General features: G+C 41.5%; 24 protein-coding genes, 1 riboswitch and 1 other annotated feature (1 of these 26 cut by a window edge). Of the genes, 22 read left to right on the top strand and 2 right to left on the bottom strand.

The genetic code is table 11. From position 1 onward, the window contains the following. Window positions 1-45: 45 nt before the first annotated feature. Window positions 46-1,059 (bottom strand): aspartate--ammonia ligase, encoded by a 1,014-nt coding sequence (asnA, locus tag B5F08_RS07005; RefSeq protein WP_087377753.1) that lies wholly within the window; start codon window positions 1,057-1,059, stop codon window positions 46-48. Between the two features lie 508 nt (window positions 1,060-1,567). On the opposite strand from asnA, the gene B5F08_RS07000 reads away from it, so the two are divergent. From B5F08_RS07000 to B5F08_RS06960, 9 genes are all read left to right on the top strand, one after another. After that, window positions 1,568-2,656, top strand: a complete 1,089-nt coding sequence (locus B5F08_RS07000; protein ID WP_204245165.1) for a carbamoyl phosphate synthase small subunit — start codon at window positions 1,568-1,570, stop codon at window positions 2,654-2,656. A 56-nt stretch (window positions 2,657-2,712) separates the two neighbouring features. Further along, the gene (gene dapF / locus B5F08_RS06995; protein ID WP_442856064.1) at window positions 2,713-3,555 is read left to right on the top strand and encodes a diaminopimelate epimerase; all 843 of its coding nucleotides are present in this window, start codon (window positions 2,713-2,715) and stop codon (window positions 3,553-3,555) included. Next, the gene (locus tag B5F08_RS06990) at window positions 3,548-5,173 is read left to right on the top strand and encodes a CTP synthase (protein ID WP_087377749.1); all 1,626 of its coding nucleotides are present in this window, start codon (window positions 3,548-3,550) and stop codon (window positions 5,171-5,173) included. Before dapF ends, B5F08_RS06990 begins: the two co-directional genes overlap by 8 nt. Then, entirely contained in the window at window positions 5,170-6,348 is a 1,179-nt protein-coding gene (locus B5F08_RS06985; RefSeq protein WP_087377747.1) for an LL-diaminopimelate aminotransferase, read from the top strand. The genes B5F08_RS06990 and B5F08_RS06985 overlap by 4 nt, the downstream gene beginning before the upstream one ends. Window positions 6,349-6,593: 245 nt before the next feature. Beyond that, window positions 6,594-7,406 (top strand): transketolase, encoded by an 813-nt coding sequence (locus B5F08_RS06980; RefSeq protein ID WP_087377745.1) that lies wholly within the window; start codon window positions 6,594-6,596, stop codon window positions 7,404-7,406. Window positions 7,407-7,420: 14 nt separating this feature from the next. Next, window positions 7,421-8,359 carry a transketolase family protein gene (locus B5F08_RS06975; RefSeq protein ID WP_087377743.1) on the top strand — a complete coding sequence of 313 codons (939 nt, stop codon included), beginning with the start codon at window positions 7,421-7,423 and terminating at the stop codon, window positions 8,357-8,359. Between the two features lie 232 nt (window positions 8,360-8,591). After that, window positions 8,592-8,681, top strand: a riboswitch (glycine riboswitch). A gap of 128 nt (window positions 8,682-8,809) precedes the next feature. Next, the gene (locus B5F08_RS06970) at window positions 8,810-10,195 is read left to right on the top strand and encodes an alanine/glycine:cation symporter family protein (protein ID WP_087377769.1); all 1,386 of its coding nucleotides are present in this window, start codon (window positions 8,810-8,812) and stop codon (window positions 10,193-10,195) included. A gap of 15 nt (window positions 10,196-10,210) precedes the next feature. Further along, window positions 10,211-11,125 carry a TIGR01212 family radical SAM protein gene (locus B5F08_RS06965; protein WP_087377741.1) on the top strand — a complete coding sequence of 305 codons (915 nt, stop codon included), beginning with the start codon at window positions 10,211-10,213 and terminating at the stop codon, window positions 11,123-11,125. 87 nt (window positions 11,126-11,212) lie between these two features. After that, window positions 11,213-11,428, top strand: a complete 216-nt coding sequence (locus B5F08_RS06960; protein ID WP_087377739.1) for a hypothetical protein — start codon at window positions 11,213-11,215, stop codon at window positions 11,426-11,428. An 84-nt stretch (window positions 11,429-11,512) separates the two neighbouring features. On the opposite strand, the gene B5F08_RS06955 is transcribed toward B5F08_RS06960, so the two are convergent. Then, on the bottom strand, window positions 11,513-12,676 hold the full coding sequence (locus B5F08_RS06955) for a hypothetical protein (protein ID WP_087377737.1): 1,164 nt from the start codon (window positions 12,674-12,676) through the stop codon (window positions 11,513-11,515). Between the two features lie 284 nt (window positions 12,677-12,960). Between B5F08_RS06955 and B5F08_RS06950 the strand changes: the two genes are divergently transcribed. The 13 genes from B5F08_RS06950 (at window position 12,961) to rplA (ending at window position 25,061) form a co-directional block, all read left to right on the top strand. Continuing rightward, window positions 12,961-14,598 (top strand): PASTA domain-containing protein, encoded by a 1,638-nt coding sequence (locus B5F08_RS06950; protein WP_087377735.1) that lies wholly within the window; start codon window positions 12,961-12,963, stop codon window positions 14,596-14,598. Between the two features lie 125 nt (window positions 14,599-14,723). Beyond that, window positions 14,724-15,821, top strand: coding sequence for a 2-aminoethylphosphonate--pyruvate transaminase (locus B5F08_RS06945; RefSeq protein ID WP_087377733.1), 1,098 nt, complete (start codon window positions 14,724-14,726; stop codon window positions 15,819-15,821). Further along, on the top strand, window positions 15,818-16,963 hold the full coding sequence (gene aepY / locus B5F08_RS06940) for a phosphonopyruvate decarboxylase (RefSeq protein ID WP_087377731.1): 1,146 nt from the start codon (window positions 15,818-15,820) through the stop codon (window positions 16,961-16,963). The genes B5F08_RS06945 and aepY overlap by 4 nt, the downstream gene beginning before the upstream one ends. A gap of 71 nt (window positions 16,964-17,034) precedes the next feature. After that, window positions 17,035-18,339, top strand: a complete 1,305-nt coding sequence (gene aepX, locus B5F08_RS06935) for a phosphoenolpyruvate mutase (protein ID WP_087377729.1) — start codon at window positions 17,035-17,037, stop codon at window positions 18,337-18,339. Window positions 18,340-18,544: 205 nt separating this feature from the next. Continuing rightward, window positions 18,545-19,357, top strand: a complete 813-nt coding sequence (gene murI / locus B5F08_RS06930) for a glutamate racemase (RefSeq protein ID WP_087377727.1) — start codon at window positions 18,545-18,547, stop codon at window positions 19,355-19,357. 21 nt (window positions 19,358-19,378) lie between these two features. Continuing rightward, a complete protein-coding gene (locus tag B5F08_RS06925; protein ID WP_158096243.1) occupies window positions 19,379-19,828 on the top strand; it encodes a DUF1934 domain-containing protein in 450 nt (149 codons plus the stop codon). A gap of 35 nt (window positions 19,829-19,863) precedes the next feature. Beyond that, window positions 19,864-21,603, top strand: a complete 1,740-nt coding sequence (gene argS, locus B5F08_RS06920) for an arginine--tRNA ligase (RefSeq protein ID WP_087377723.1) — start codon at window positions 19,864-19,866, stop codon at window positions 21,601-21,603. A 149-nt stretch (window positions 21,604-21,752) separates the two neighbouring features. Further along, window positions 21,753-22,547 carry a DUF7674 family protein gene (locus B5F08_RS06915; protein WP_087377721.1) on the top strand — a complete coding sequence of 265 codons (795 nt, stop codon included), beginning with the start codon at window positions 21,753-21,755 and terminating at the stop codon, window positions 22,545-22,547. Window positions 22,548-22,746: 199 nt separating this feature from the next. Beyond that, window positions 22,747-22,896: a 50S ribosomal protein L33 gene (rpmG, locus tag B5F08_RS06910; protein WP_021912267.1), complete on the top strand. Its 150-nt coding sequence runs from the start codon at window positions 22,747-22,749 to the stop codon at window positions 22,894-22,896. An 18-nt stretch (window positions 22,897-22,914) separates the two neighbouring features. Then, window positions 22,915-23,184, top strand: a complete 270-nt coding sequence (secE, locus tag B5F08_RS06905) for a preprotein translocase subunit SecE (protein WP_087377719.1) — start codon at window positions 22,915-22,917, stop codon at window positions 23,182-23,184. 49 nt (window positions 23,185-23,233) lie between these two features. After that, entirely contained in the window at window positions 23,234-23,758 is a 525-nt protein-coding gene (gene nusG / locus B5F08_RS06900; RefSeq protein ID WP_087377717.1) for a transcription termination/antitermination protein NusG, read from the top strand. Between the two features lie 118 nt (window positions 23,759-23,876). Continuing rightward, window positions 23,877-24,302 (top strand): 50S ribosomal protein L11, encoded by a 426-nt coding sequence (gene rplK, locus B5F08_RS06895; protein WP_087377715.1) that lies wholly within the window; start codon window positions 23,877-23,879, stop codon window positions 24,300-24,302. A gap of 63 nt (window positions 24,303-24,365) precedes the next feature. After that, window positions 24,366-25,061, top strand: coding sequence for a 50S ribosomal protein L1 (rplA, locus tag B5F08_RS06890; RefSeq protein ID WP_087377713.1), 696 nt, complete (start codon window positions 24,366-24,368; stop codon window positions 25,059-25,061). A 149-nt stretch (window positions 25,062-25,210) separates the two neighbouring features. After that, window positions 25,211-25,215 (top strand) — a sequence feature (ribosomal protein L10 leader region) (it continues 148 nt past the right edge of the window).

The following is a 25,215-nucleotide window of genomic DNA, read 5'->3' as shown; positions in this document are numbered from 1 at the left end:
ATTCCTCCTGTTTGTATTGTTGTGGTTGGTGAGAATAAATTTATATTAAAGCAATACTGCGCCTGCTTTTTCTGCCGCAGCCTTGGTATCGTCGTCCCAGATTGAAACCTGAACTTCGCCGATGTGAGCTTTTTCCAACAGTAGCATACACAATCTTGACTGTCCTATACCTCCGCCGATGGTGAGAGGCAATGTTTTATCCAAAACCATTTTCTGGAAAGGGAGTTCTCTTCTGTCGTCACAGCCGGCTTTTGTAAGCTGTTCGTCCATTGACTTGCTGTCAACTCTGATACCCATGCTGGAAACCTCAAAGGCGCAGTCCAAAACCTCGTTGTAGAAGAAAATATCTCCGTTTAACTTCCAGTCGTCATAGTCAGGAGCTCTTCCGTCGTGCTTTTCTCCTGATTTGAGCTTGTCGCCGATTTCCATAATGAAAGCGGTCTTGTGCTCTTTTACATAGAGGTTTTCTCTTTCTCTCGGTGTTTTGTCAGGGTACATGTCTTCAAGCTCCTGAGTGGTTACAAAGCTTATGTCACGTGAGAAAGAAGCTGTAAGAACCGGGAACATTTTGTGAAGCTCATCGGCTGTGTCGCAGATAGCACCTACAATTTTTTCAACTGTTGATTTCAAATATTCTCTGTCACGTCTGCCGTCCGGGATAATTGCTTCCCAGTCCCACTGGTCAACGTAAACTGAATGGAGGTTATCCATTTCCTCGTCACGTCTTATGGCGTTCATATCTGTGTACAAACCGGAGCCCTGTGTAAATCCGTATTTATAAAGAGCGTATCTCTTCCATTTTGCCAGGGAATGAACAACTGCGGCGTCTTTTCCTGTTTCTTTAATATCGAATACTACAGGTCTTTCAACACCGTTTAAGTCATCGTTGAGTCCTGTTTCAGGCTCTACAAAAAGCGGAGCGGAAACTCTTGTAAGATTCAAAGCGTTTTTAAGTTTGGATGAAAATATATCTTTTACCGCCTCTATAGCCTTTTGTGTTTCAAAAACGCTAAGATGCTTTTTTGTGCTGTAGCTTGCTGGAAATGTTGTTTTACTCATAAAAATCAGCCTTTCGGATTTTTTAGTAAACGGCGCTGTAAGTGATTATTGACGTTGCCTTACGCTTTAAAGCTTTAAAAAAGAAAAAGACGCCACAGAAATCCTGTGGCGCCTTTGCCGATTACGTGAGCAATTATAATACATCTTTTTCTCTTTGTCAATAGGGGAAATGCAAGTTTTTTATTTTACGTTTCAGTTTGTTTCAAAAAAACAAAAAAATATCCGAAATATAACCTATATAGGGGAAAAATAATGAATTGAATGAAAGTTATTGACAAGCTTCCTGCATGGTGGTATAATTTGAAAAACGGACAAAGGCGTCTGCGATATTGTTAATTTTCTGAAACTACAGTTTTCAATTGTTTTCAGAGAATTGCATCGCAGACGCTTTTTTTACGGGTTTTTTTTAGGAAAAAGGAATATCTATGGCTTTATAAAGCAAATAATTACAGCAGAGCTTTTAATTTTTTATGCTAAGTAAAGCCGGAAATCTATGGGGGAATTAGAAATGAAAAAAGAAAAAATCTATCTGGTACTTGAAAACGGAGAATATTTTGCAGGCGACAGCTTCGGCGGCGATTTTGAAACCGTTTACGGCGAGGTTGTTTTCAACACTTCAATAACCGGTTATCTGGAGAGCATAACAGACCCAAGCTACTGCGGTCAGATTCTTGTTCAGACTTTTCCGCTTATAGGAAACTACGGTGTTATTCCGGAGGATTTTGAAAGCGAGAGACCTTGGCTTTCCGGCTATATAGTAAGAGATTGGTGTGAAACTCCGTCAAACTACAGAAGCACTCAGCGCCTTGATGAATACTTTAAAAAGGAAAACATCCCGGCAATGAGCGGAATAGATACAAGAAGACTTACAAGAATTATCAGAAACAACGGCGTTATGAACGGTATGCTCACAAAGAAAGCACCTCCTTACAGCAATGAAGAGCTTGAAAAAATCAAGGAATACACCTGCGCAGGAGTTGTAAACAGAGTTACACGCAAAGAGGCCAAGGTTTATGAAAGTGAAAATCCTAAATATAACGTGGTTCTCTGGGACTTCGGAACAAAGGAAAATATTATCAGATGTCTTACACAACGTGGCTGTAATGTGACTGTTGTTCCGGCTGATACAAAGGCTGAGGAAATCAAGAGCCTTAATCCGGACGGCATAATGCTTTCAAACGGTCCTGGAGACCCACAGGAAAATAAAGGCGTCATTGAAGAGCTTAAAAAGGTCTGCGAATATAAAATCCCGATTTTCGGAATTTGTCTCGGTCATCAGCTCTTGGCTCTTTCACAGGGAGCAGAAACCGAGAAGCTCAAATACGGCCACAGAGGAGCAAACCAGCCGGTTAAGGATTTAAGCTGCGGAAGAGTTTATATCTCCGCTCAGAACCACGGCTACGCTGTAGTTGACAGCAGTTTGCCGGAGCACGGAAAGCTCAGCTTTATAAATATGAACGACGGCTCCTGTGAGGGTGTAAAATATACAAAGTTCCCTGCATTTTCCGTGCAGTTCCATCCGGAAGCATGTGCAGGTCCGCTTGATACAATGTGGCTTTTCGATGATTTTATCAAGCTTATTGAAGAAAATAAATAATTAGCTTCATCATAACATAAGGTTATAAAGGGGAGAAAAGAATGTCCGGAAAAATTATTGAGTTTACAAAAATGCACGGATGCGGCAATGATTACATCTATATAGATTGTTTTAAACAGGAAATAAATAATCCCGAGGAATTGAGCATAAATCTGTCCCGCCAGCATTTTTCCATAGGCGGCGATGGGGTAATACTTATATGTCCCTCCGATAAAGCCGACGCAAAGATGAGAATTTTCAACCTTGACGGAAGCGAGGGAAAAATGTGCGGCAACGGTATCCGCTGTGTGGGAAAATATCTCTATGATAATTCAATGACAAAGGGAGATGCCGTGACGGTTGACACATTAAGCGGAGTAAAAACTCTGAAAATTTATCCGGATGATAAGGGTAAGGCTCAGTTTATCACAGTGGATATGGGAAAAGCCTCTTATCTCAATAAAGATATCCCCGTAAACCTTGAGGGTGAAACAACAATAAATAAACCTGTTGACATCTGCGGAAAAACCGAGAATATAACCTGCGTATCCATGGGAAATCCCCATTGTGTGGTTTTCTGTGACAATACGGATATTATAGATATTGAAAAAGAGGGAAAGAGATTTGAAAAAAATCCCATATTTCCGGAAGGCGTCAACACTGAGTTTATAACTGTTGAAGATGAAAAAACTCTGAGAATGAGAGTATGGGAGAGAGGAAGCGGCGAAACTCTCGCCTGCGGAACGGGAGCCTGCGCTTCTGTTGCGGCTGCGGTTGCCTGCGGCTATTGTCCGAAAAATGAGGACATCACCGTAAAGCTTAGGGGCGGAGAGCTTAAAATAAAATACACAGAGGACACAGTGTATATGACCGGTCCTGCTGTCACTGCATTCAAAGGAGAAGTTGAAATAGATGAGTAAGTATATTTTTGTAACCGGAGGAGTTGTATCCGGACTTGGAAAAGGAATAACAGCGGCGTCTTTAGGAAGACTCTTAAAGGCAAGAGGATTTAAGGTGGCGGCTCAGAAGCTTGACCCATATATAAACATAGACCCGGGCACAATGAGTCCTTACCAGCACGGAGAGGTTTATGTAACCGAGGACGGAGCGGAAACGGATTTGGACTTGGGACATTACGAAAGATTTATTGATGAAAACCTTAATAAATACTCAAACCTTACAACCGGCAAGGTATACTGGAATGTGCTTACAAAAGAGAGAAAAGGCGAGTATCTCGGCGAAACGGTACAGGTTATCCCCCATATAACCGATGAGATAAAAAGCTTTATCTATTCCGTAGGAGAAAAAACCGACGCAGATATTGTAATTACCGAAATAGGCGGTACAACCGGAGACATCGAATCCCAGCCATACCTTGAAGCCATAAGACAGGTAGCAAACGAGCAGGGGAGAAGAAACTGCCTTTTTATTCATGTTACCCTTATCCCTTATCTTGAATTTTCCGGAGAACATAAGTCAAAGCCCACACAGCACTCTGTAAAGGAGTTGCAGTCCTTTGGAATTATGCCGGATATTATAGTTGCAAGGTGCGACAGACCTTTGGAAAAATCTATTTTTGCAAAGATTGCCAAGTTCTGCAATGTTTCACCTGACTGCGTTATAGAGAACAGAACAGTCCCACTTCTTTATGAAGCACCTGTTATGCTCAAGGAACAGGGACTTGACAAAGTGGTATTGAGAGAGCTTTCTCTTGAGGATAAAAAGGATTTTGACTTTACCGAATGGGAAAACATGATTGCCTCAATCAAGCAGTGCGAAAAGTCTGTAAATATCGCTTTGGTTGGAAAATACGTAAAACTCCACGATTCCTACCTTTCAGTTTCCGAGGCTTTAAGCCACGCAGGCTGGGCAAACGGAACAAATGTCAATGTTATGTGGATTGACAGCGAAACTATAACAGATGAGAATGTGGGAAAGGTTCTTGAAGGATGCGACGGAATTATAATCCCAGGAGGCTTCGGAAGCCGTGGAATTGAGGGAATGATTTCGGCTGCAAAATATGCACTTAAAAATAATATTCCGTATTTTGGAATTTGCCTTGGTATGCAGATAGCATCTATCGCTTTTGCAAGGGATATTTTAAAGCTTGAGGATGCAAACTCAAAGGAATTTGACGTGGACAGCAAAAATAAGGTTATAGACCTTATGAACGACCAGAAATACCTTGAAGAAATGGGTGGCACAATGAGACTTGGAGCTTATCCATGCAAGGTTAAAAGAGAGTCAAAGCTCTATGAAATGTATCAGGAGCATAATGTTTCAGAGCGTCACCGTCACCGCTATGAGTTTAACAACGACTACAGAGAGGCTTTTGAGCATAACGGAATTGTTTTCTCGGGAGTTTCACCTGATAACAGACTGGTGGAAGCTGTGGAATATTCAAAGAATAATTTCTTTGTGGGAGTTCAGTATCATCCTGAATTTAAGAGCCGCCCCAATAAGCCTCACCCGGTATTTAAAGGCTTTATAAAGGCTGCAATGATATACAACTATGAGAACGGGAGGGAATGTAAGTGAGAATAAATGAAAACTACAAAAATCTGAAAGAAAGTTATCTCTTTTCTGAAATAGCCGCAAGGGTGGAAAAGTTTAAAAGTGAAAATCCAGATAAAAAAATAATCAGAATGGGTATAGGCGACGTTACATTGCCATTGCCTCAGGTTGTTGTGGAAGCAGGAAAGAAAGCCTTTGAAGAACAGGCGTTTTCAGAAACTTTCCACGGATACGGCCCGGAACAGGGTTACGACTTTTTAAGAGAAGCAATAAGAGATTATTATAAAACCTTCGGCGTTTCTCTTCACATGGACGAAATTTTTGTAAGTGACGGAGCTAAAAGCGATGTTGGAAATGTCCTTGACCTTTTTGATAAGGACAATACAGTGCTTATTCCAAATCCTGTTTATCCCGTTTATTTTGACACAAACGTAATGAACGGCAGAAAGATTATTTTTGCCGAGGGAAATAAAGAAAATAATTTCCTGCCAATGCCATCAGATGAGGTAAAGGCTGATATAATTTATCTTTGCTCACCCAATAACCCCACCGGCGCTGTATACACAAAGGAACAGCTTGAAGCTTGGGTAAAATATGCTCTTAAAAACGGAAGCATAATTCTTTTTGACAGCGCATACGAAGCATTTATTCAGGATGAAAAGCTTCCCAGAAGTATTTTCAGCATTGAGGGTGCTGAGAAATGTGCAATAGAGTTTTGCTCACTTTCAAAAACAGCGGGCTTTACCGGTGTAAGATGCGGATATACTGTTGTGCCGGAGGCATTGGAGTTTGAGGGTATGAGCCTTAGAAAAATGTGGCTGAGACGACAAACCACAAAGTTTAACGGTGTTTCCTATCCAGTACAGAGAGCCGCACAGGCGGTGTTTTCAAAAGAGGGAATAGAGCAGTGCAGAAAGAACATCGCTTACTATATGGAAAATGCAAAAATTATTACAGCCACAATGGATAAATTGAATATCTCATATGTAGGAGGAGAAAACTCTCCATATGTGTGGCTTAAATGTCCCGGCGGCATGACCTCGTGGGAATTTTTTGATAAGCTTTTAAGTGAAGCCGCAGTTGTGGGAACACCTGGAAGCGGTTTCGGAACAGCGGGAGAAGGTTATTTCAGGCTTACAGCTTTTTCCTCAAAAGAAGCCGCAAAAGAGGCAATGGAAAGGCTTGAAAAAATATTTTAACTTTGAAAAAAACGTTTTCATAATCTTACATTTAAAGGTCAGCTAAAGCAAAAGAGTTGTCGATTTATAAAAAATTATGAAAAGTAAATGTAAAAAGGGTCTAAGTTGATAAATAAATAGTGAAGTATGCGAAAATATCAGAAATAGATCAAAAGGTAATTGCGCTTAAATTGAATTTGTGATATGATAAAGTAGCATGAAAAGCTGTATTTGCTTTCTTGATTTGTGAACTGGAGGATTGTATTATGGGAACAGCTGAATTGCGTAATATTGCAAAGCAGATTCGTTATTATACTACTGACGAAATTGCAACTCTCGGCGTAGGTCATATCGGCGGAAGTCTTTCTATTGCTGATGTGCTTGCGGTACTCTATTTTAAAGAAATGAATGTTGATCCTAAAAATCCGAATATGGAAAACCGTGACAGACTTGTTGTATCCAAGGGACACGCAGGTCCTGCAGTTTATGCTACTTTGGCATTGAAGGGTTATTTCCCAATGGAAGAGCTCAAGACACTTAACGTTGAGGGCACAAATCTTCCAAGCCATTGCGACAGAACTTTGACTCCTGGAGTTGACATGACAGCAGGTTCTTTGGGACAGGGCATCTCCGCTGCAGTTGGCATGGCTAAAGCATGTAAGATTTTTGAAAACGGAGCAAGGGTATTCTGTATTATCGGTGACGGCGAAAGCCAGGAAGGTCAGGTATGGGAGGCATGTATGTCTGCCGTACAGCTGAAGCTTGACAATCTCGTTGTATTCATGGACTACAACAAGATGCAGATTGACGGAACTACAGATGAGATTATGTCTGTAGAGAATCCTGCCGAGCGTTTCAGAGCTTTCGGATTTAATGTATATGATATTGACGGACATGACATAGATGCTATTATCGCTTCTATCGACGGTGCAAAGCAGGTTAAGGACAAGCCTACAATGATTGTTCTTAACACAGTAAAGGGCAAGGGAGTTTCATTTGTTGAACAGGCTCTTGTTGACTGCCACAGCATGAACTTTACAGCAGAGCAAAAGGCAGCTGCTTTGGAAGAGTTGAAATAAGGAGGTAGTTAGTGATGGCAAGTAAAGAAATTCGTGGAATTTTCGCTGAAATTCTCGCAGAAGAGATGGCAAAAGATAAAAGAATTGCCGTTATAGACGCTGACCTTGCAAAGTGCAACGGCACAATGGGACTTCGTAAGTTGTATCCGGACAGAGCTTTTGATGTTGGTATTGCAGAGCAGAACATGGCAGGTATTGCAGCCGGTATGGCAACCTGCGGCATGATTCCTTTCATCAGCTCATTTACTCCTTTTGCAACCAGAAGAATTTGTGACCAGATTGCGGTTTCAATCGCTCTTGCAAAGTGCAATGTTAAAATTGTTGGTTCTGACCCGGGAATTACAGCACAGCTCAACGGTGCAACACACATGAGCGTTGAGGATGTGGGCGTTGTAAGAAGTATTCCAAGCTTGGTTATCTACGAGCCGGTGGATGCAGAACAGTTCAGACAGGCTATGCCTCAGATTATAAATTATGACGGTCCTGTATACATCAGAATGTTCAGAAAGGCAATCGACGATGTATTTACAGCTCCTGATTATAAATTCGACCTCTTTAAGGCTGATACAATCAAAGAGGGTAAGGACGTTACAATTTTCGCAACAGGTATAATGGTTCAGGAGACAATGAAGGCTTTGAAAACTCTTGAAGAGCTTGGCATTGATGCTGAAGTTATAAACATTCATACCATTAAGCCTATCGACAGAGAGGCTGTAATTGCTTCTGCAAAGAAAACAAGAGCTGTTGTTGTTGCTGAAAACCACAACATCATCGGCGGCCTTGGCTCAGCAGTAGCAGAGGTACTTGGCGAAGAGTGTCCTACAATCATGAAGAGAATCGGTATTAAGGACAGATTCGGTCAGGTTGGTAAGCTTCCATTCCTCCAGGAGGAATACGAGATGACAGATAAGCACATTGTTGAGGCTGTCAAGGAAGTTATTGCCAAGAAATAATTTAATGACTATCAAAATATAGACAAAAATAGTTTATGCGACTTGTGCTATTTCGACAAAATTTTATCAATTTGTGATTATTGCTTGAAGTTTACCTGTATATATGGTAACATAGTGTCGTTGTCGTGATTTAACAAGTTGAATTGCGTTGAAGTTTTCAGAAAAGTAGCCATGCGCTTGCCGAAGGAGTAATGCTCTCAGGAATTTCCTTTTAGGAAATAGGACTGAAAACCGAGTAAACTCTGGAGAAACTCTTTTAAAAGAGTGCCGAAGGTGCAAGGAATTTTCCGAATCTCTCAGGCAAAAGGACAGAGGATGACATTACGTCACTTTGCTATTTATTTTTGTTTTCCAGAGCTTAACTCTTTTGAGTTAGGCTCTTTTTATTTTCATATATATAAATTTATATGATTACATTTATTTTTAGGAGTGGTTTTTTTGGACGCAGTCATGAATTATGTGAATGATGTGGTTAAGGTAATCAACTCATATCTTTGGGATTACGCCCTTATCTACATCCTGTGCGGTGCAGGTATTTTCTTTACCTTCAGATTGAAATTTATCCAGGTAAGAAAATTCAAAACAGGTGTTAAGAAGCTTTTCGGAAGCTTTTCACTGAACGGTAAAAAAGCCGGCAAAGACGGAATGAGCTCTTTCCAGGCACTTACAACCGCTATTGCGGCTCAGGTTGGTACAGGTAATATCGCAGGTGCGGCAACAGCAATACATGCCGGCGGCCCTGGCGCAATCTTTTGGATGTGGCTCAGCGCATTTTTCGGAATGGCAACAATCTACAGCGAGGCAACACTTGCTCAGAAGTTTAAGACAACACATTCAGACGGAGAGGTAACAGGCGGCCCTGTTTATTACATAAGAGCTGCTTTCCGTGGAAAGTTCGGAAAGTTCCTTGCAGGCTTTTTCTCAGTAGCAATTATCCTTGCTTTGGGATTTATGGGTAACATGGTTCAGTCAAACTCTATCGGAGCTTCCTTCCAGAATGCTTTCAGTATTCCTCCGATAGCTGTAGGTATTGCAGTTGCAATTCTTGCCGCTTTGATCTTTATCGGCGGTGCAAAGAGAATTGCATGGATTACTGAAAAGCTTGTTCCTATTATGGCTCTTTTCTATGTTGTTGGATGCCTTATTATTTTGGGAATGAACTTCTCATACTTGGGAGAGGCTTTCAGACAGATTTTTGTAGGCGCATCCAGCCCTCAAGCTGTAGGCGGCGGTGCTCTCGGAATTACAATCCAGATGGCAATGAGCAAAGGTGTTGCAAGAGGTCTTTTCTCCAACGAAGCCGGTATGGGTTCTACTCCTCATGCTCACGCTCTTGCAAAGGTTGACCATCCTGGTGACCAGGGAATCATCGCTATGCTGGGCGTATTTATCGATACATTCATTATTCTCACAATGACAGCTTTGGTAATCATTTCAACAAGCGTTGCAAGCGGCGCATGGATGGAATTTGACGGTGCAGAGCTTGCGCAGGTTGCATTTAACAGCGCATTCGGCAGCTTTGGAAATATATTCATAGCTATATGTATGCTGTTCTTTGCATTCTCCACCATTATAGGATGGTATTTCTTCGGAGAGCAGAACGTAAAATATCTTTTCGGAAAGAAAGCTGTAAAGATTTACGGCGCAATAGTTGTTCTCTTTATCGTTCTTGGTTCAACACTTAAGGTTGACTTGGTTTGGAACATGTCCGATATGTTCAACGGACTTATGGTTCTTCCTAACATTATCGGTCTTCTTGCTCTCAGCGGCATTGTTGTTAAAATGGCTAAGGACTATGACGCAAAGCACAGACTTCCAAACAACGCCAAAAAGTGATAAAGGTGAAAAATTATGTACATAAACACCCTTAATGCTTATTTGAAAAACAGGTTCGGCAGAAAGATTTATAAGCTTACCTTAGACGGCGGAATGACTTGCCCAAACCGTGACGGAAAAGTAGGTTTCGGCGGATGTATATTCTGCGGGGGAAACGGTTCGGGAAGCTTTTGTCCAAGTGTTGATTTGAGCATAACAGCTCAGATAGAAGAGGGCAAAAAACTGCTGAAAAATAAGATTAAAGAGGGCGGATACATAGCATATTTTCAGTCGCATACGAATACGTATGCGGCTGTGCCTTATTTAAGGAAGATTTTTTACGAAGCGGTGAATCATCCGGATATTGTGGGAATTTCCATTGGTACAAGACCTGATTGTCTGGAAGACGATGTTTTAAAGCTTCTGGAAGAACTGGCAAAAATTAAGCCTTTGTGGGTTGAACTGGGACTTCAGACAATAAATGAAAACACTGCAAAGCTTATAAACAGATGCTATCCTTTAAAGGTTTACGACCAAGCAGTAAAAAATCTAAAAAGCATAGGCGCAGAAGTGGTCACTCATGTTATACTGGGACTTCCGGGAGAAAGCGAGGAACAAATGCTGGAAACAGTAGCCTATAGTTCCAAGGTAAGCGACGGAATAAAATTACAGCTTCTGCATGTTTTGAAAGATACAAAGCTTTATGAGATGTATCAAAAAGAGCCCTTTAAGATTTTTTCAATGGAAGAATATACGGAGCTTTTGTGCCGTTGTATTGAAATAATACCCAAAAACGTTGTTATACACAGAATGACCGGTGACGGCGACAAAAGGCTTTTGATAGAGCCAATGTGGAGCGGAAATAAAAAGGTGGTCTTAAATTATATTAACAAAGCTTTTTCTGAAAAAGACATTGTACAGGGATGCAAGGCTGAAGAAAATAATATGTGATTTATTGACAATAGTATAAGCTGTTGATATAATTATTTTAGATATAAATATCATTTAACTTAAAAGATATTAAAGGAGAATACCGATATGAAAAAGTTATTGAGCAAAACAGCGGCTCTTGTTTCATTTTTAACCGCCGTAGTTTTTTCCGGATGTTTTTCAGCTTTTGCAGACACAAATAACACTGTGGATTACCAAACAGGTCAAAATAATTCACTGGTGGTTGTTTGTTCAGTTGTAATAGTAGTTGCGCTGTTGGCTATAATCGTTACGCTTATTTTAAAGCGCAGAAAAAATAAATAATCAACATTGGAATTATTCTGATGTTAAAAAAGCAAGTGCCGCTTCATGAAGAAACGGCACTTTTCTTGATTTATAGGGTATTGCTTAGGATTCCTGGCTTTCTTCTTCACAGTCTTCAGTGAAGAAACCGGCGTCACTAAGAGAGTTTATAAGCTCGTTGAGCTTTGCAATTACTTCGCATACACCGGTACATTCTTTTTTCAGCGGCGCAACACATTTTGCCTGATTGCTTCCGGGAATTGTGAAATCAAAAACAGCGGCGTCAGGTGTTCCTGAGTTTGTCACGGTTGCAAAGGTTCTGGGCTGTGTTGTGGTTGTGGTTCCGGCAGAAAGTGTGGCACCCGGTGCACCCTGAGGAATAACAAAATTCAAAATTGCATTTTGCGGAGTTCCTACATTGGTAACGGAAGCCTGAGTTCCGGGAGCACCTGTAGTGGTGGTTCCAACTGTTATTGTAGCAGCTTTACCGGCAACGCCTTCCGGAATTGAGAAATTCAAAATAGCGTTTTGATCTGTTCCGGTGTTGACTACGGAAGCAAAAGAACCCGGTTCTGTAGTTATGGTTGCACCGATTTTAACAGTTGCCGGAGCACCGTCAGTTCCTGGTTCTCCCTGAGGTATAACAAAGTCCAGTACAGCATCGGAAGCTGTTCCGGAGTTTGTAACAGAGGCCTGAGTACCTGGTTCACCTGTTGTAGTTGTTCCAACAGTTACAGTTGCAGCCTTACCATCAGCACCGGCAGGACCTGTAGCACCAGTTGCGCCTGTAGCTCCTGTAGCACCAGTAGCACCTGCTTCACCCTGAGGTATAACAAAATTCAAAACGGCATTCTGAGCAGTGCCTGTATTAGTAACAGAAGCCTGAGTACCCGGCTCTCCTGTGGTGGTAGTGCCAACGGTTACAGTTGCGGCCTGACCGGCGGGACCCGCAGGACCCTGAGGGCCTGTTCCGCCCTGTGGTATTACGAAATTTAAAACGGCATTTTGTGCCGAACCTGTATTTGTAACGGAAGCCTGTGTTCCGGGAGCTCCTGTGGTAGTCGTTCCCACTGTAACAGTAGCGGCTTGACCTGTAGGACCCTGAGGACCGGGAGGTCCCTGAATTCCTTGAGGACCCTGAGGTCCCTGGGGACCTGTACAGCAGCAGTTACAGCAGCAATCGTGACATTTGCAGCAGCAGTCTTTCTCACAGCAATCATATTCGTGGGTGGCAAAAATTCCGCCCTGACAATTATCGTTGCAAGACAATATAACTCCTCCGTTTTCTGAAAATTAAAATTTATAAAAGACCTCGCCGCTCTTCTGCGGCGTCTGACCATGGTCTTATTACATATTATGCGGCTTTAATCATTTCGTGATTTAAACTAATTAACGAGCAAAAAAAGCTAAATTTGACAAATTTTTCCTGCAAAAGTCACAAAAGTGTAATACTTGTAACAGCCTAAAGCCTTGTATTGAAAAAAGCGTCATGTTATAATTAAAGTACTAAGGTGCGCAATGTAAAAAATGTGTAAAATTATAAGGAGGTAAATATGGCGTTATGCATGGGTTGTATGGCTGAAATAGGCAGAAACACTACTTGTCCATATTGTGGTTTTAAGACTACAGAGAAGCAGCGTTCGCCATTTTTGCCGTATTCTACAATTATAGGCGGCCGGTATTTGGTGGGAAGAGTAACCGAGATAAACGGTGAAAGTACGTCATATATCGGATATGACCGTGTACAAAATAAAACAATAATGATAAAGGAGTTTTTGCCGGCAGGCTTTTTTGTTCGCAAAAAGGGCGAAATCAGATTAGAGCCTGTTGCGGAAAAACAGGATAAATTTTTTAAACTTCTCAATGAGTTTAAAGAATACTTTATACAGTTGTCGGAATTTGCCGATTTAACCTGTATGCCAAGAATACATAATATATTTGAAGAAAACAATTCCTGCTACGTTATAGAAAATTATGAACCTCTTGTTCCTTTGGAGGATTATTTGGACGAATGCGGAGGATATTTGGAGTGGGACAGGGCAAGACTTCTGTTTATGCCGCTGGTTACTCTTTTGGAAGCCTTTCATAGAAGAGGAATAGGACACTACGGAGTAGCGCCAAAGAATATTTATGTTACAAAGCATAACAAGCTTAAAATATACGGATTTGCAACAGAAAACGAGAGAAAAAGAGGAACACCTCTGCGTTCTCAGCTGTACACGGGTTTTTCAGCTCCGGAGCAATACATAACCGGAGAAAACCTTACAATAGAAACAGATATTTACGGAATTACAGCTACTCTGTTTTATGTGCTTACGGGAACTGTGCCGGAAAGCGCAAGCAAAAGACTGGTGGACGGCAAGCTTTTGTTGGGTACAAGTATTGTTAAAAGGATTCCGCCTCATGTTGTGGTTGCTTTGGCAAACGGACTGCAAATCGGCAGAAGCAAAAGAACCTCAGATTTCGATACGCTTAGAAATCAGGTTTCCGCATCTTCCGCAGTCAAGGCTATACAGGAAGAAATTTCAAGGACAACCACTTTGAATAAAATTGAATACGGCATTTCGGAAGCAAAAAAGAAAAACGGCAACGGAGTTGCCACAGTGCTTATTTCTTCAATTCTCACCACAATAGCGCTGAGTGTAATTTTGTTTGTATTCTTTTTTGACGATATGATTTTGGGTACTCACAATAACGAGATATCCGTGTCCACAAAAAACACCGCTCTTATGGAGCAGCTTACTGTCACAGATTCTGCTGCGTCAACAGAGGCGGGAGAGGTCGCTTTGAGCAATTTTGTAGGACTTGATTATGAAAGTGCGTCGGACGAAGCGGAAAACACCGGAGTAATCCTGTATAAGTCCTCAGAGCCGGTATATAACGATGAAGTTCCTATGGGAAAAATAATTTCTCAATACCCTGTGCAGGGTACTTTGGTTGACAGTAAATCGGGAAATGTAGCGGTTTACGTAGAGGTTAGCAGCGGTTCTCTTATGAGGGAGCTTCCCGATATTGAAAACCTCACCTTAGAAGAAGCGGCGCAGAAAATTGCGGATGCAGGATTGCTGGCAACAGCCAAAAGAGTTGAAGACAGCGAATATGAGTCCGGTACGGTTTTAGGTTATGACGGATATAAGTCAAAAGATAAAATCGAGGTTGGCTCTACAGTTACCATAATTGTTGCCCAATGATATGTTTTTTTACATAAAAATTACTTTTTCGCAAAGTTGTAAGCTGATTTATTTACTTTAATTAAGATATGTGATATTATAAACATCAGAACGACTGTCTTTAAATTTTTTAGGGGTGATAAGAAATGAAATATTCACAGAAGCTTTTGTTTACTCCCGGTCCTTTGTCCACCACAATGTCTGTAAAAGAGGCAATGCTCGTGGATTTGGGAACAAGAGATATTGAATATCAGAATGTTACAAAGAGTGTAAGGGAAAAGCTCCTTAAAATAGCATTGGCAAGCAAAGAAGAATTTTCTGTTGTTTTGCTTCAGGGAAGCGGTACATATGCGGTTGAGTCTGTACTTAATTCATTTGTTTCAGCAAATGATAAGCTTCTTATTTTGGCAAACGGTGCTTACGGCGACAGAATGGCTCAGATTGCCACAATGTCCGGTCTTAATTTTGAGAAAAAAGATTACAGCATGATAAGAAGCCTTGACCTTGCAGAGGTTGAAAAGGCTGTTTCCGAAAGCGACGCTACAATAGTTTCTTTTGTGCACGATGAAACTACAGCGGGCGTTTTAAACGATATAAAGGGAATCTGCGATATTTGCAGAAGATACAATAAGAAGATAATCTGCGACGCAATGAGCAGCTTCGGCGGTATAGAGATAAATCTCGAAGAAGTAAAGCCTGATTTCCTTGTTACAAGCTCAAATAAGTGCATACAGGGTGTTCCTGGTTTCGGTATAATCTACGGAAGAAGAGAAGCTTTTGAAGCCTGCAAGGGCAACTCAAAGTCACTTGCTCTTGATTTGTACGACCAGTGGAAATACATGGAGGACACAGACGGCGGTTTCCGCTTTACATCTCCTACTCATGTGCTTTTGGCTTTTGACCAGGCTCTTGATGAGCTTGAAGCAGAGGGCGGAATACCTGCAAGAGCAAAGAGATACAGAGAAAATCAGAAGCTTATAGCTGAGAAGATGACAGAGCTTGGCTTTGAACTTCTTGTAGACCCAGATGAGCAGGCTCCTATGATTACAACACTGCTTGTTCCGGAGGGCTTGGACTTTGCAGATATGTATGAAAAACTCAAGGCAAAGGGATTTTTGCTTTACTCAGGAAAGCTTCCAAAATACAATGCTTTCAGAATAGGAAATATAGGTGACCTGCATGCTCAGGATTTCATCGATTTGGCTCAGGCTGTTAAGGAATATCTTGAGGAGGCAAAGAAATGAGAGCAAGCTATTTTTGTAAAAAGCTCAGCGAGCTTGGAATAGATACAGTTTCAGGCGTGCCTGATTCACTCTTGAAGAATTTTTGTGAATATCTTGATAAATCTCAGAACGGTGAAACCGACGACGGTATAAGGTTTAAGCATTTTACCGCTGAAAACGAGGGCGGAGCCGCCGGCATATGCGCAGGCGCTTACCTTGCCACAGGCAGACCTGCATGTCTTTATATGCAGAACAGCGGAATAGGAAATGTTGTAAACCCTATTTGCTCACTGTTTCACCGTGATGTTTATGATATACCTTTACTTATGCTGGTAGGCTGGAGAGGCGAGCCGGGTGTTAAGGACGAGCCTCAGCACGTTTTCCAGGGAAAAGCCACCATTAAGCTTTTGGAGGATATGGATATAGAAACCTTTGTTGTATCAAAGGATACCACAGACGAAGAGGTAAACGAACTTTTTGAAACACTGGGAAAACTCTTGAAGGACAACAGACAGTGTGCTGTAGTTGTAAAGAAAGGAACCTTTGTTGACGAGAAGTCAAGAGCAAAAACCAACGGCAGAGATTATGTGAGAGAAGAAGCAATAGGCGATATTTTGAAGCTTATCGGAGAAAACGACCCTGTATTCTCCACAACAGGAAAAATCTCCCGTGAGGTTTACGAGCAGAGCGACAAAATTTACGGAAACCACAGCAGATGCTTCCTGACAGTTGGCTCAATGGGTCACACATCAATGATTGCTTTCGGATACAAGGCAAATCATCCGGAAAAGAGAGTTTTCTGCATTGACGGAGACGGCGCAGTGCTTATGCATATGGGCTCAATGGCATTTATTGCAGAGCAGCAGCCGGAAAACTTTGTCCATATAGTTATCAATAACAACGCCCATGAATCCGTCGGCGGTATGGATACAGCCGCAAAGCACGCTGATTTTGCAGCTATTGCAAAGGACTGCGGATATAAAAACGTTTACATTGCAGAGAATAAGGAAGAGCTTGAAAAGGCTTTTGCAGCAATCGAAAATAATACAGAACTTACCTTGATAGAGGTTCGTGTGGCTTTGGGTGCAAGGGATGACCTTGGCAGACCAAAGGAGACACCGAGAGAGAATAAGGCTGTATTTATGGGAAAAGTAAACGGCTGATTTGAATATAAGAGATTTTATAATAAATATGTTGAAATAAATGGCTGATGTATGCAGAAAGGAGAGCGGTCATGAGCGAAAATAAAGTGGTTTATACATGCTTTTCCACCGATGTTATCCATAAAGGACACCTGAACATTGTCAACAAGGCAAAAGAGCTGGGAAAAGTTATTATAGGCGTAATGTCCGACGAAGCTGCTGTTAAGTATGACAGATTTCCAACTATAAGCTTTGAAGAAAGACTTAATATGATTAAAAATATAGATGGTGTCAGCGAGGCAGTTCCTCAGGAAACTGTAAGCTATAAGGACAACCTTCTTAAATATAAACCTGACTATGTGGTTCACGGAGACGAGTGGAAGTATAACTACATGGCTCCAATCCGCCAGGAGGTTATAGATGTTATATCCCAGTGGGGCGGCCGGCTTGTGGAAGTTCCATACACAAGGGATGACGAGGTTAGAAAAATAGACAGACAGACAATGGAGAAGCTCTCCATGTCCGAGTTCCGCAGAGGCAGACTGAGAAAGCTTTTAAAGCTCAGACCGGTTGTAAAGGCTATTGAGGTACACAGCGGTCTTACAGGACTTATTGCGGAAAAGACAGTTGTGGAGAACAACGGCGAGGTTGACCAGTTTGATGCAATGTGGATATCAAGCCTTTGCGACAGTACAGCAAAGGGTAAGCCGGATATCGAATTGGTTGATATGTCCTCAAGAATAAGAACCATTGAGGATGTTCTCGATGTTACCACAAAGCCAATTATCTTCGACGGAGATACAGGCGGAAAGACAGAGCACTTTGTTTATAATGTGAGAACCCTTGAAAGAATAGGTGTTTCCGCAGTTATTATCGAAGATAAAGTCGGACTTAAAAAGAATTCTCTTTTCGGAACAGAGGTTGAACAGACTCAGGACACAATAGAGAATTTCTGCAATAAAATCAAAGCAGGAAAGAATGCTCTTCTCACAGATGATTTCATGATTATCGCCAGAATTGAGAGCCTTATCCTTGAAAAGGGAATGGAAGACGCTTTGGAGCGTGCAAAGGCTTTTGTTGGAGCCGGCGCAGACGGTATTATGATTCATTCAAGAAGAAAAGAGCCTGACGAAATCTTTGAATTTGTTGATAAGTTCAGAGAGTTTGACAAGGAAACTCCGATTGTTGTAGTTCCAACATCCTTCAATACCGTAACAGAAGAGGAATTTGCAAAGCACGGTGTAAATATCGTTATTTATGCAAACCAGCTTACAAGAACAGCTTTCCCGGCAATGAAAAACGCCGCAGAGCTTATTTTGAAGAACCACAGAGCAAAGGAAGCGGACGATATCTGTATGCCGTTTAAGGATATAATCACACTTATCGACAGCATTTGATTTTTCTCACAGTAATTAGTAAAGCTATTAGACTGCCTCAGGTTGTCTAATAGCTTTTATTTTGGTTTTTCAAAATTTATATAGGCGGCAAAAAACTTGACTGTAGCAAAGTCTTTGTGGTATTATAAAATATATGTGTAGAAGGGAATTTTTACCCTATATATCTGAAAATATGTGTCACAGAATGAAAGTGGAGGCGCAGAGTATGTCTAATTCCGCAATCGGTATCTTTGATTCAGGCTTGGGCGGTCTTACTGCCGTAAAACAGCTCAAAAAAGTAATGCCCAAAGAGAACATAGTGTATTTTGGCGACACGGGAAGAGTTCCTTACGGAAACAGAAGCCGTGATACAATAATAAAATACGCCAGACAGGATGCATCTTTTCTTTTGACCCATAATGTAAAGATTGTAATAGCAGCCTGCGGAACAGTGAGTTCTGTGGCGGAGTGTTTGAAAGAGGAGCTTCCGGTGCTTTATACCGGCGTTGTAAGACCTACGGCATTTGCGGCGGTTGCAGCTACAAAATGTAAAAAAATAGGCGTAATAGGAACAACAGCCACAATAGGAAGTCACAGCTATAAAAAGGAGATTATGAGATTTAATCCTGATATTGAAGTTGTAGAACAGGATTGCCCGCTTTTTGTTTCTTTGGTGGAAAGCGGATTTATCTCAAAGGATGACCCCATTGTTTCCCTTACCGTTGAAAGATATTTAAAGCCGGTAAAGGAAGCGGGAGTAGATACCCTTATTTTGGGATGTACTCACTATCCTATTTTAAGCGAGGCTATTTCAGAATATATGGGCGACCATGTAGCTTTGATAGATTCCGGAAAGGAAACCGCCATATACGCCGCAAAGATTTTAAAGGAACATTCACTTTTAAATACAGATGACGACGGGCACACCTGTGAGTTTTATGTAAGCGATACGCCTGACGGATTTTCAAAGGTTGCGGGACTTTTCCTGGGAGAAGACGTTGGCGACTGCGTAAAGCAGATAGATATAGGCTGTTATTAATTTTTTATGAAGGGAAAAAATATGGAAAGCAATTACCTGATTTCTATAGTGGGAAAACAGAAAATAGACGGTGAAACCGATACGGTGGAGGTAGTCACAGAGGGGAGCTATGTTTTCCGCAACGGAAAATATTTTATCACCTATGAAGAATACGACAAGGAAAATCCCAGCGAACACTATACATCCGTTGTAAAGGCTGAGGGGGAGAAGATGGTAACCATTATGCGTGCCGGCGGAATTTCCTCAAGACTTACCCTTGAAAAAGACCGCAGACATTACTGTCATTACAGCGTTCCCGTAGGGGAAATGATGATAGGTATTTATACATCCCAGATAAATTCCACATTAAGTGAAGAGGGCGGGGAGCTTTTTGTAAAATATACAATAGACTTTAATGCGTCCCTTGCCAGTGAAAACGAGTTTCACATCACCGTTAAACATAAAAACGATAGTGCCGAATTGGTATTGTAATATAAAAGAAGAGAAAGAACAAAAGGGGAATAGATATGTCACAGACAGCAATAAACACAGAATTGCAGCTTAAAGAAATTATCGTAAAGGCAATAAAGCAGGCTCAGGAAAAAGGCGAACTTCCAGCGGCAGAGCTTTATGATTTTATAATAGAAACACCGGCAGACAGAACAAACGGCGACTTGGCAACAAACGCCGCAATGGCAGGCGCAAAGTCTTTCAGAATGCCGCCTTTCAAAATTGCAAAGGCAATTACAGATAACATCGACCTTACAGGTTCTGTTATAGAGAGATGCGAAACTGCCGGCCCCGGATTTATAAACTTTTTCTATTCTCCAATGTACTATGCAAATGTTTTGAAAGAGATAGAGGAAAAGGGCGCAGACTACGGTAAAAGCAATTACGGTCAGGGCAAAAAGTATATGGTTGAATTTGTTTCAGCCAACCCTACAGGCCCTATGCACATGGGAAACGCCAGAGGCGGAGCTTTAGGCGACTGCCTTGCTTCCGTGCTTGACGCCGCAGGCTTTGACGCATACAGAGAGTTCTATGTAAACGACGCAGGAAACCAGATTGAAAAGTTTGCCTGCTCTTTGGAGGCAAGATATCTCCAGATATATAAGGGCGACGAGATTATTTTCCCTGAGGACGGATATCAGGGCGCAGATATTATCGACCTTGCAAAGGAATATGCTGACCTTAACGGCGACTGCCTTGTAAATCTCGATTCAAGAGAGAGAAAGGATAAGCTTGTAGAATACGCTCTTCCAAAGAACATAAAGAAAATGCAGAGCGATATCGGCAAATACGGTATTGTTTACGACAACTGGTTCTTTGAAAGCACACTCCACGAAAGCGGAGCGGTAAAGGCAGTTGTAGACCTGCTCACTGAAAAAGGTCTTACCTATGAAAGCGATGGCGCACTGTGGTATAAAAACGCCCAGGTTGTAACAGAAAGACTTTTGAAAAAAGGCAAGAAGCAGGCTAATATTGATAAGCTTGAGCTTAAAGACGACGTTATCATCCGTAAAAACGGAACACCAACCTATTTTGCGGCTGATATCGCATATCACAAGAATAAATTTGACAGAGGCTTCGACACATGTATCGATATTTGGGGAGCCGACCACCACGGCCACGTTATGCGTATGCAGGGCGCAATGGACGCTATTGGCTATGACGGCGACAAGCTTGACGTTGTTTTGATGCAGCTTGTAAAGCTTGTTAGAAACGGTGTTCCTGTAAGAATGAGTAAGAGAACAGGTAAGGCTATACAGCTTGCCGACCTTTTGGATGAAGTACCTCTCGACAGCGCAAGATTCCTTTTTAACACAAGAGAGGCAAACACTCAGATGGACTTTGACCTTGACCTTGCAGTTGCTCACGACAATCAGAACCCTGTATATTATGTTCAGTATGCCCATGCAAGAATTTGCAGTATCCTCAAAACCCTTGAAAACGAGGGAATAAAGCTGAGAAGCTGCACAGATGAAGAGCTTTGTCTCCTTTCATCACCGGAGGAAAAAGAGCTTATAAATCATCTTGCCGAGTACACAAGGGAGATTATCGAGTCAGCAAAGAGCTACGACCCAACAAGAATTACAAAGTATGTAACCACATTGGCTACACTGTTCCATAAGTTCTACAACGCCTGCCGTGTTAAGGGCGACGACGAACACCTTACACAGGCAAGACTTAACCTTTGCATGGCTGTAAAGACCGTTATTGCAAATGTTTTGGGAATGTTTAAAATTTCATGCCCCGACCATATGTAATATTTTGTGAGTAAATTGTGAAAATAATTGACAAGGTATAACCTTTAATATATAATTAAGTGGTATAATTTTGACTTTATGAGTTTTGGCTTATCCTGCCAAAGAAAAATATAAAATCTGCACGGCAGATTTGAGAGGATGTTAATTTGATGGTAAAGTTGGAAACAGCGTTTGAGTCAATATCTAATAAACTTCAGAAAGTTCTGGAAGGACAGGGCTTTAAAAAGCAGAAGATTGCGGCTTCAACATCAGAAGAGATGGCTGCTCTTTTCACCGGCGAAGGTGTTGCATATTCCGTGGTTTACTTCACCGATAAAAAGCACATGGTTTTGAGAAGCTGTGCTATGACAGATGAAGGCCCGGACAACAAGTGGAGAGTTTTGGCTACATGGATGTTTGACCCTGAAACAGATACAATGAAAGAGGCGGACAGCATCGCAAACGACTTTGTTGAGATGGTTACAGCGGCAAAGGTTGTAAAGAGAGTTGCTCAGACAAAGAGAAAGAAAAGCGAGGACGAGGGCAACGCAGACCCAAAATTCTTTGCAAAAAGACTTGTGGGACTTTTCCCGGAGCTGAGAGAGGAAATTAAAGAGGAAGAGAACTCATACTATCCATTCAGAGGCGTTACATTTACAGAGGAAAAAATTCTTCCGAAAATCAACAGACTTTTGGAAACAGGTTCAAAGCCTGAAATCACAAAGCTTGTTTCAATTCTCGGCGCTCAGTACGGAAACGGAAATAAGGACACACGTTCAATAATTACAATCGTAATACTCAATGCTCTGGATGATAAATACAGAGAAATCCTTGAGGAGACAATGTCCGATAACCTTAAAAAGTCATGGGAGGGCGCAAGACACTACAAAGGTAAAAAAGTAAAGCCTGAAAAGATTAAGAAAAAGAAGAAAGGTTCAGACGAGGGATACACTCTCAACGACTGATAAAACTATTAAAATTCAAGTGCGGAGCGAAAAAAATCGCTTCGCATTTTAATTTTCCTGTCAATAAAAACAACAAAAAAGTGTTGACTTGAAAAGATTATTATGATATACTTGAAATACCTCAGAAAAAGGGGTTTATTTTTTTGTGCCCTTTAGAGGGAGGCTAAATTATTCCGAAAAATACCGGGAGGTGCCGTCAATGAGAGTAAAAATCACACTAGCCTGCACAGAGTGCAAACAGCGTAACTACAACACAATGAAGAACAAGAAGAATGACCCTGACAGGCTCGAAATGAACAAGTACTGCAGATTCTGCAAAAAGCATACTCTGCACAAGGAAACAAAGTAATTGGTGGAGGATTAGGCTATGGCTGACAAGAATATCGACAAAAAAGTCGAAGGCAAAAAAGAGAAGAAGGACTCAAAAGGCAAAGTTGGCTTCTTTTCCAAAACAGCTAAGTTCTTCCGCGAATGCAAAGGCGAGTTGAAAAAAATCACATGGCCTACACCAAAGGCAACAACAAAGAACTTCTTGGTTGTTATTGCAGTAATTGCAATTATGGGCGTATTTATTTTCGCACTCGACCGAGGACTCTATGCTTTGTTGAACTTGGTTATGGAAACAGCAGCCACATAATTAACTTTAGGGTTCAGCTTTTACTTTTTAAGAGAGGATGAAAGTTTAAATGCCCGATGAAGCAAAGTGGTATGTTATTCATACCTATTCAGGTTACGAAAACAAAGTAGCGTCCAATTTAAGAACCACAGTTGAGAACAGAAATCTTCAGGACCTTATCCTTGAGGTAAAAGTTCCCACAGAAACAGTTACAGAGGTTAAAGACGACAAGACCAAAGAGGTTGAAAGAAAGCTTTACCCCGGTTATGTTTTTGTAAAGATGGTTTATACCGATGAAACATGGTACGTTGTAAGAAATATCAGAGGATGTACCGGATTTGTCGGCCCATCGTCAAAGCCTGTGCCTCTTTCAGACGCAGAGGTTGTACGTATGGGAGTAGAAACCCGCAGCGTTGAGGTTTCATATTCGGAAGGCGACACAGTGCGCATTACAGAAGGACCACTTGAGGACTTTGTAGGCGTAGTTGAAGAGCTTATAACCGATAAAAATTATGTCCGAGTAACAGTATCAATGTTCGGACGAGAAACACCGGTTGAACTTGAATTGCATCAGGTTGAACCTATTGAAGAATAAGGAATAATTAGCAAAAGCTATTATTTGAGGGATTAAAATTTTTTCAGTAATCCCTTGTGGGAGGGAACCCAATAGTTGTTTCCCGCAACTGACCACGAATTTTGGAGGTGCAAACACAATGGCTCAAAAGGTAACAGGTTTTATTAAACTGCAGATACCTGCCGGAAAAGCTACTCCGGCACCACCAGTTGGACCGGCTCTCGGTCAGCATGGTGTTAACATTGTTGCGTTCACAAAGGAATTCAATGAGCGCACAAAGAACGATGTAGGACTTATCATTCCGGTAGTTATTACAGTATACGCAGACCGTTCATTTACATTTGTAACAAAGACTCCACCAGCAGCTGTTCTTATTAAGAAGGCTTGCGGAATCGAAAGCGGCTCAGGCGTACCAAACAAGACAAAGGTTGCCAAAATTACCCGTGAGCAGGTTAAGGCTATCGCAGAGCAGAAGATGCCAGACCTCAATGCTTCATCAGTAGAGACAGCAATGAGCATGATCGCCGGTACTGCAAGAAGCATGGGTATTGAAGTTGTTGATTAAAATGTAATCCGGGTGGGAGGAAGTTTTGATTTCCGTATGACCACCTAAAATGGAGGAAAAGCGATGAAACATGGTAAGAAGTATGTTGACAGCGTAAAGCTTGTTGACAACACCAAATATTACGATTCTAACGAAGCACTCGATCTTTGCGTAAAAACTGCAAAAGCTAAGTTTGATGAAACAGTAGAGCTTCATGTTAAGCTGGGCGTTGACAGCCGTCACGCTGATCAGCAGGTTAGAGGCGCTATTGTTCTTCCTAACGGTACAGGTAAAAACGTAAGAATTCTCGCAATCTGCAAAGGCGAAAACGAGAATATTGCTAAAGAAGCAGGCGCAGACTATGTTGGTGCAGAGGACATGACACAGAAGATTCAGTCTGAAGGCTGGATGGACTTCGACGTTCTCATCACAACACCAGACTGCATGGGTCTTGTTGGACGTCTCGGTAAGATTCTCGGACCGAGAGGCCTTATGCCAAACCCAAAGGCCGGTACTGTTACTCCTGATATTGCTAAGGCTATCAAGGAAGCTAAGGCTGGTAAGATTGAGTATCGTCTTGATAAAACAAATATCATTCACTGCCCAATCGGCAAGGTAAGCTTCGGCGTAGAGAAGCTTGGCGAGAACCTGGATGCTCTTATGGGAGCAATCGTTAAGGCAAAGCCAGCTGCTGCAAAGGGTCAGTACATCAAGTCCTGCACAGTAACATCTACTATGGGACCTGGCGTGAAGATTAACCCAAACAAGTTTGGCGCTTAATTTTCTGATTACTTTATATTTGTATTTAAAGCCCGACATTTCGTCGGGTTTTTTAATTTATTTTTAAAATATAATTAAAAAAGTCTTGACATAGATATTAGTGTATGGTAAAATATAAAAGCTCGATAAATCGAGCTGTTTTTCTGTATGAAAA

The organism is Anaeromassilibacillus sp. An172 (assembly GCF_002160515.1).
In the GTDB taxonomy this organism is placed as follows: Bacteria; Bacillota; Clostridia; order Oscillospirales; family Acutalibacteraceae; genus Limousia; species Limousia pullorum.
This window is presented reverse-complemented; position numbering and strand designations above follow the sequence as displayed.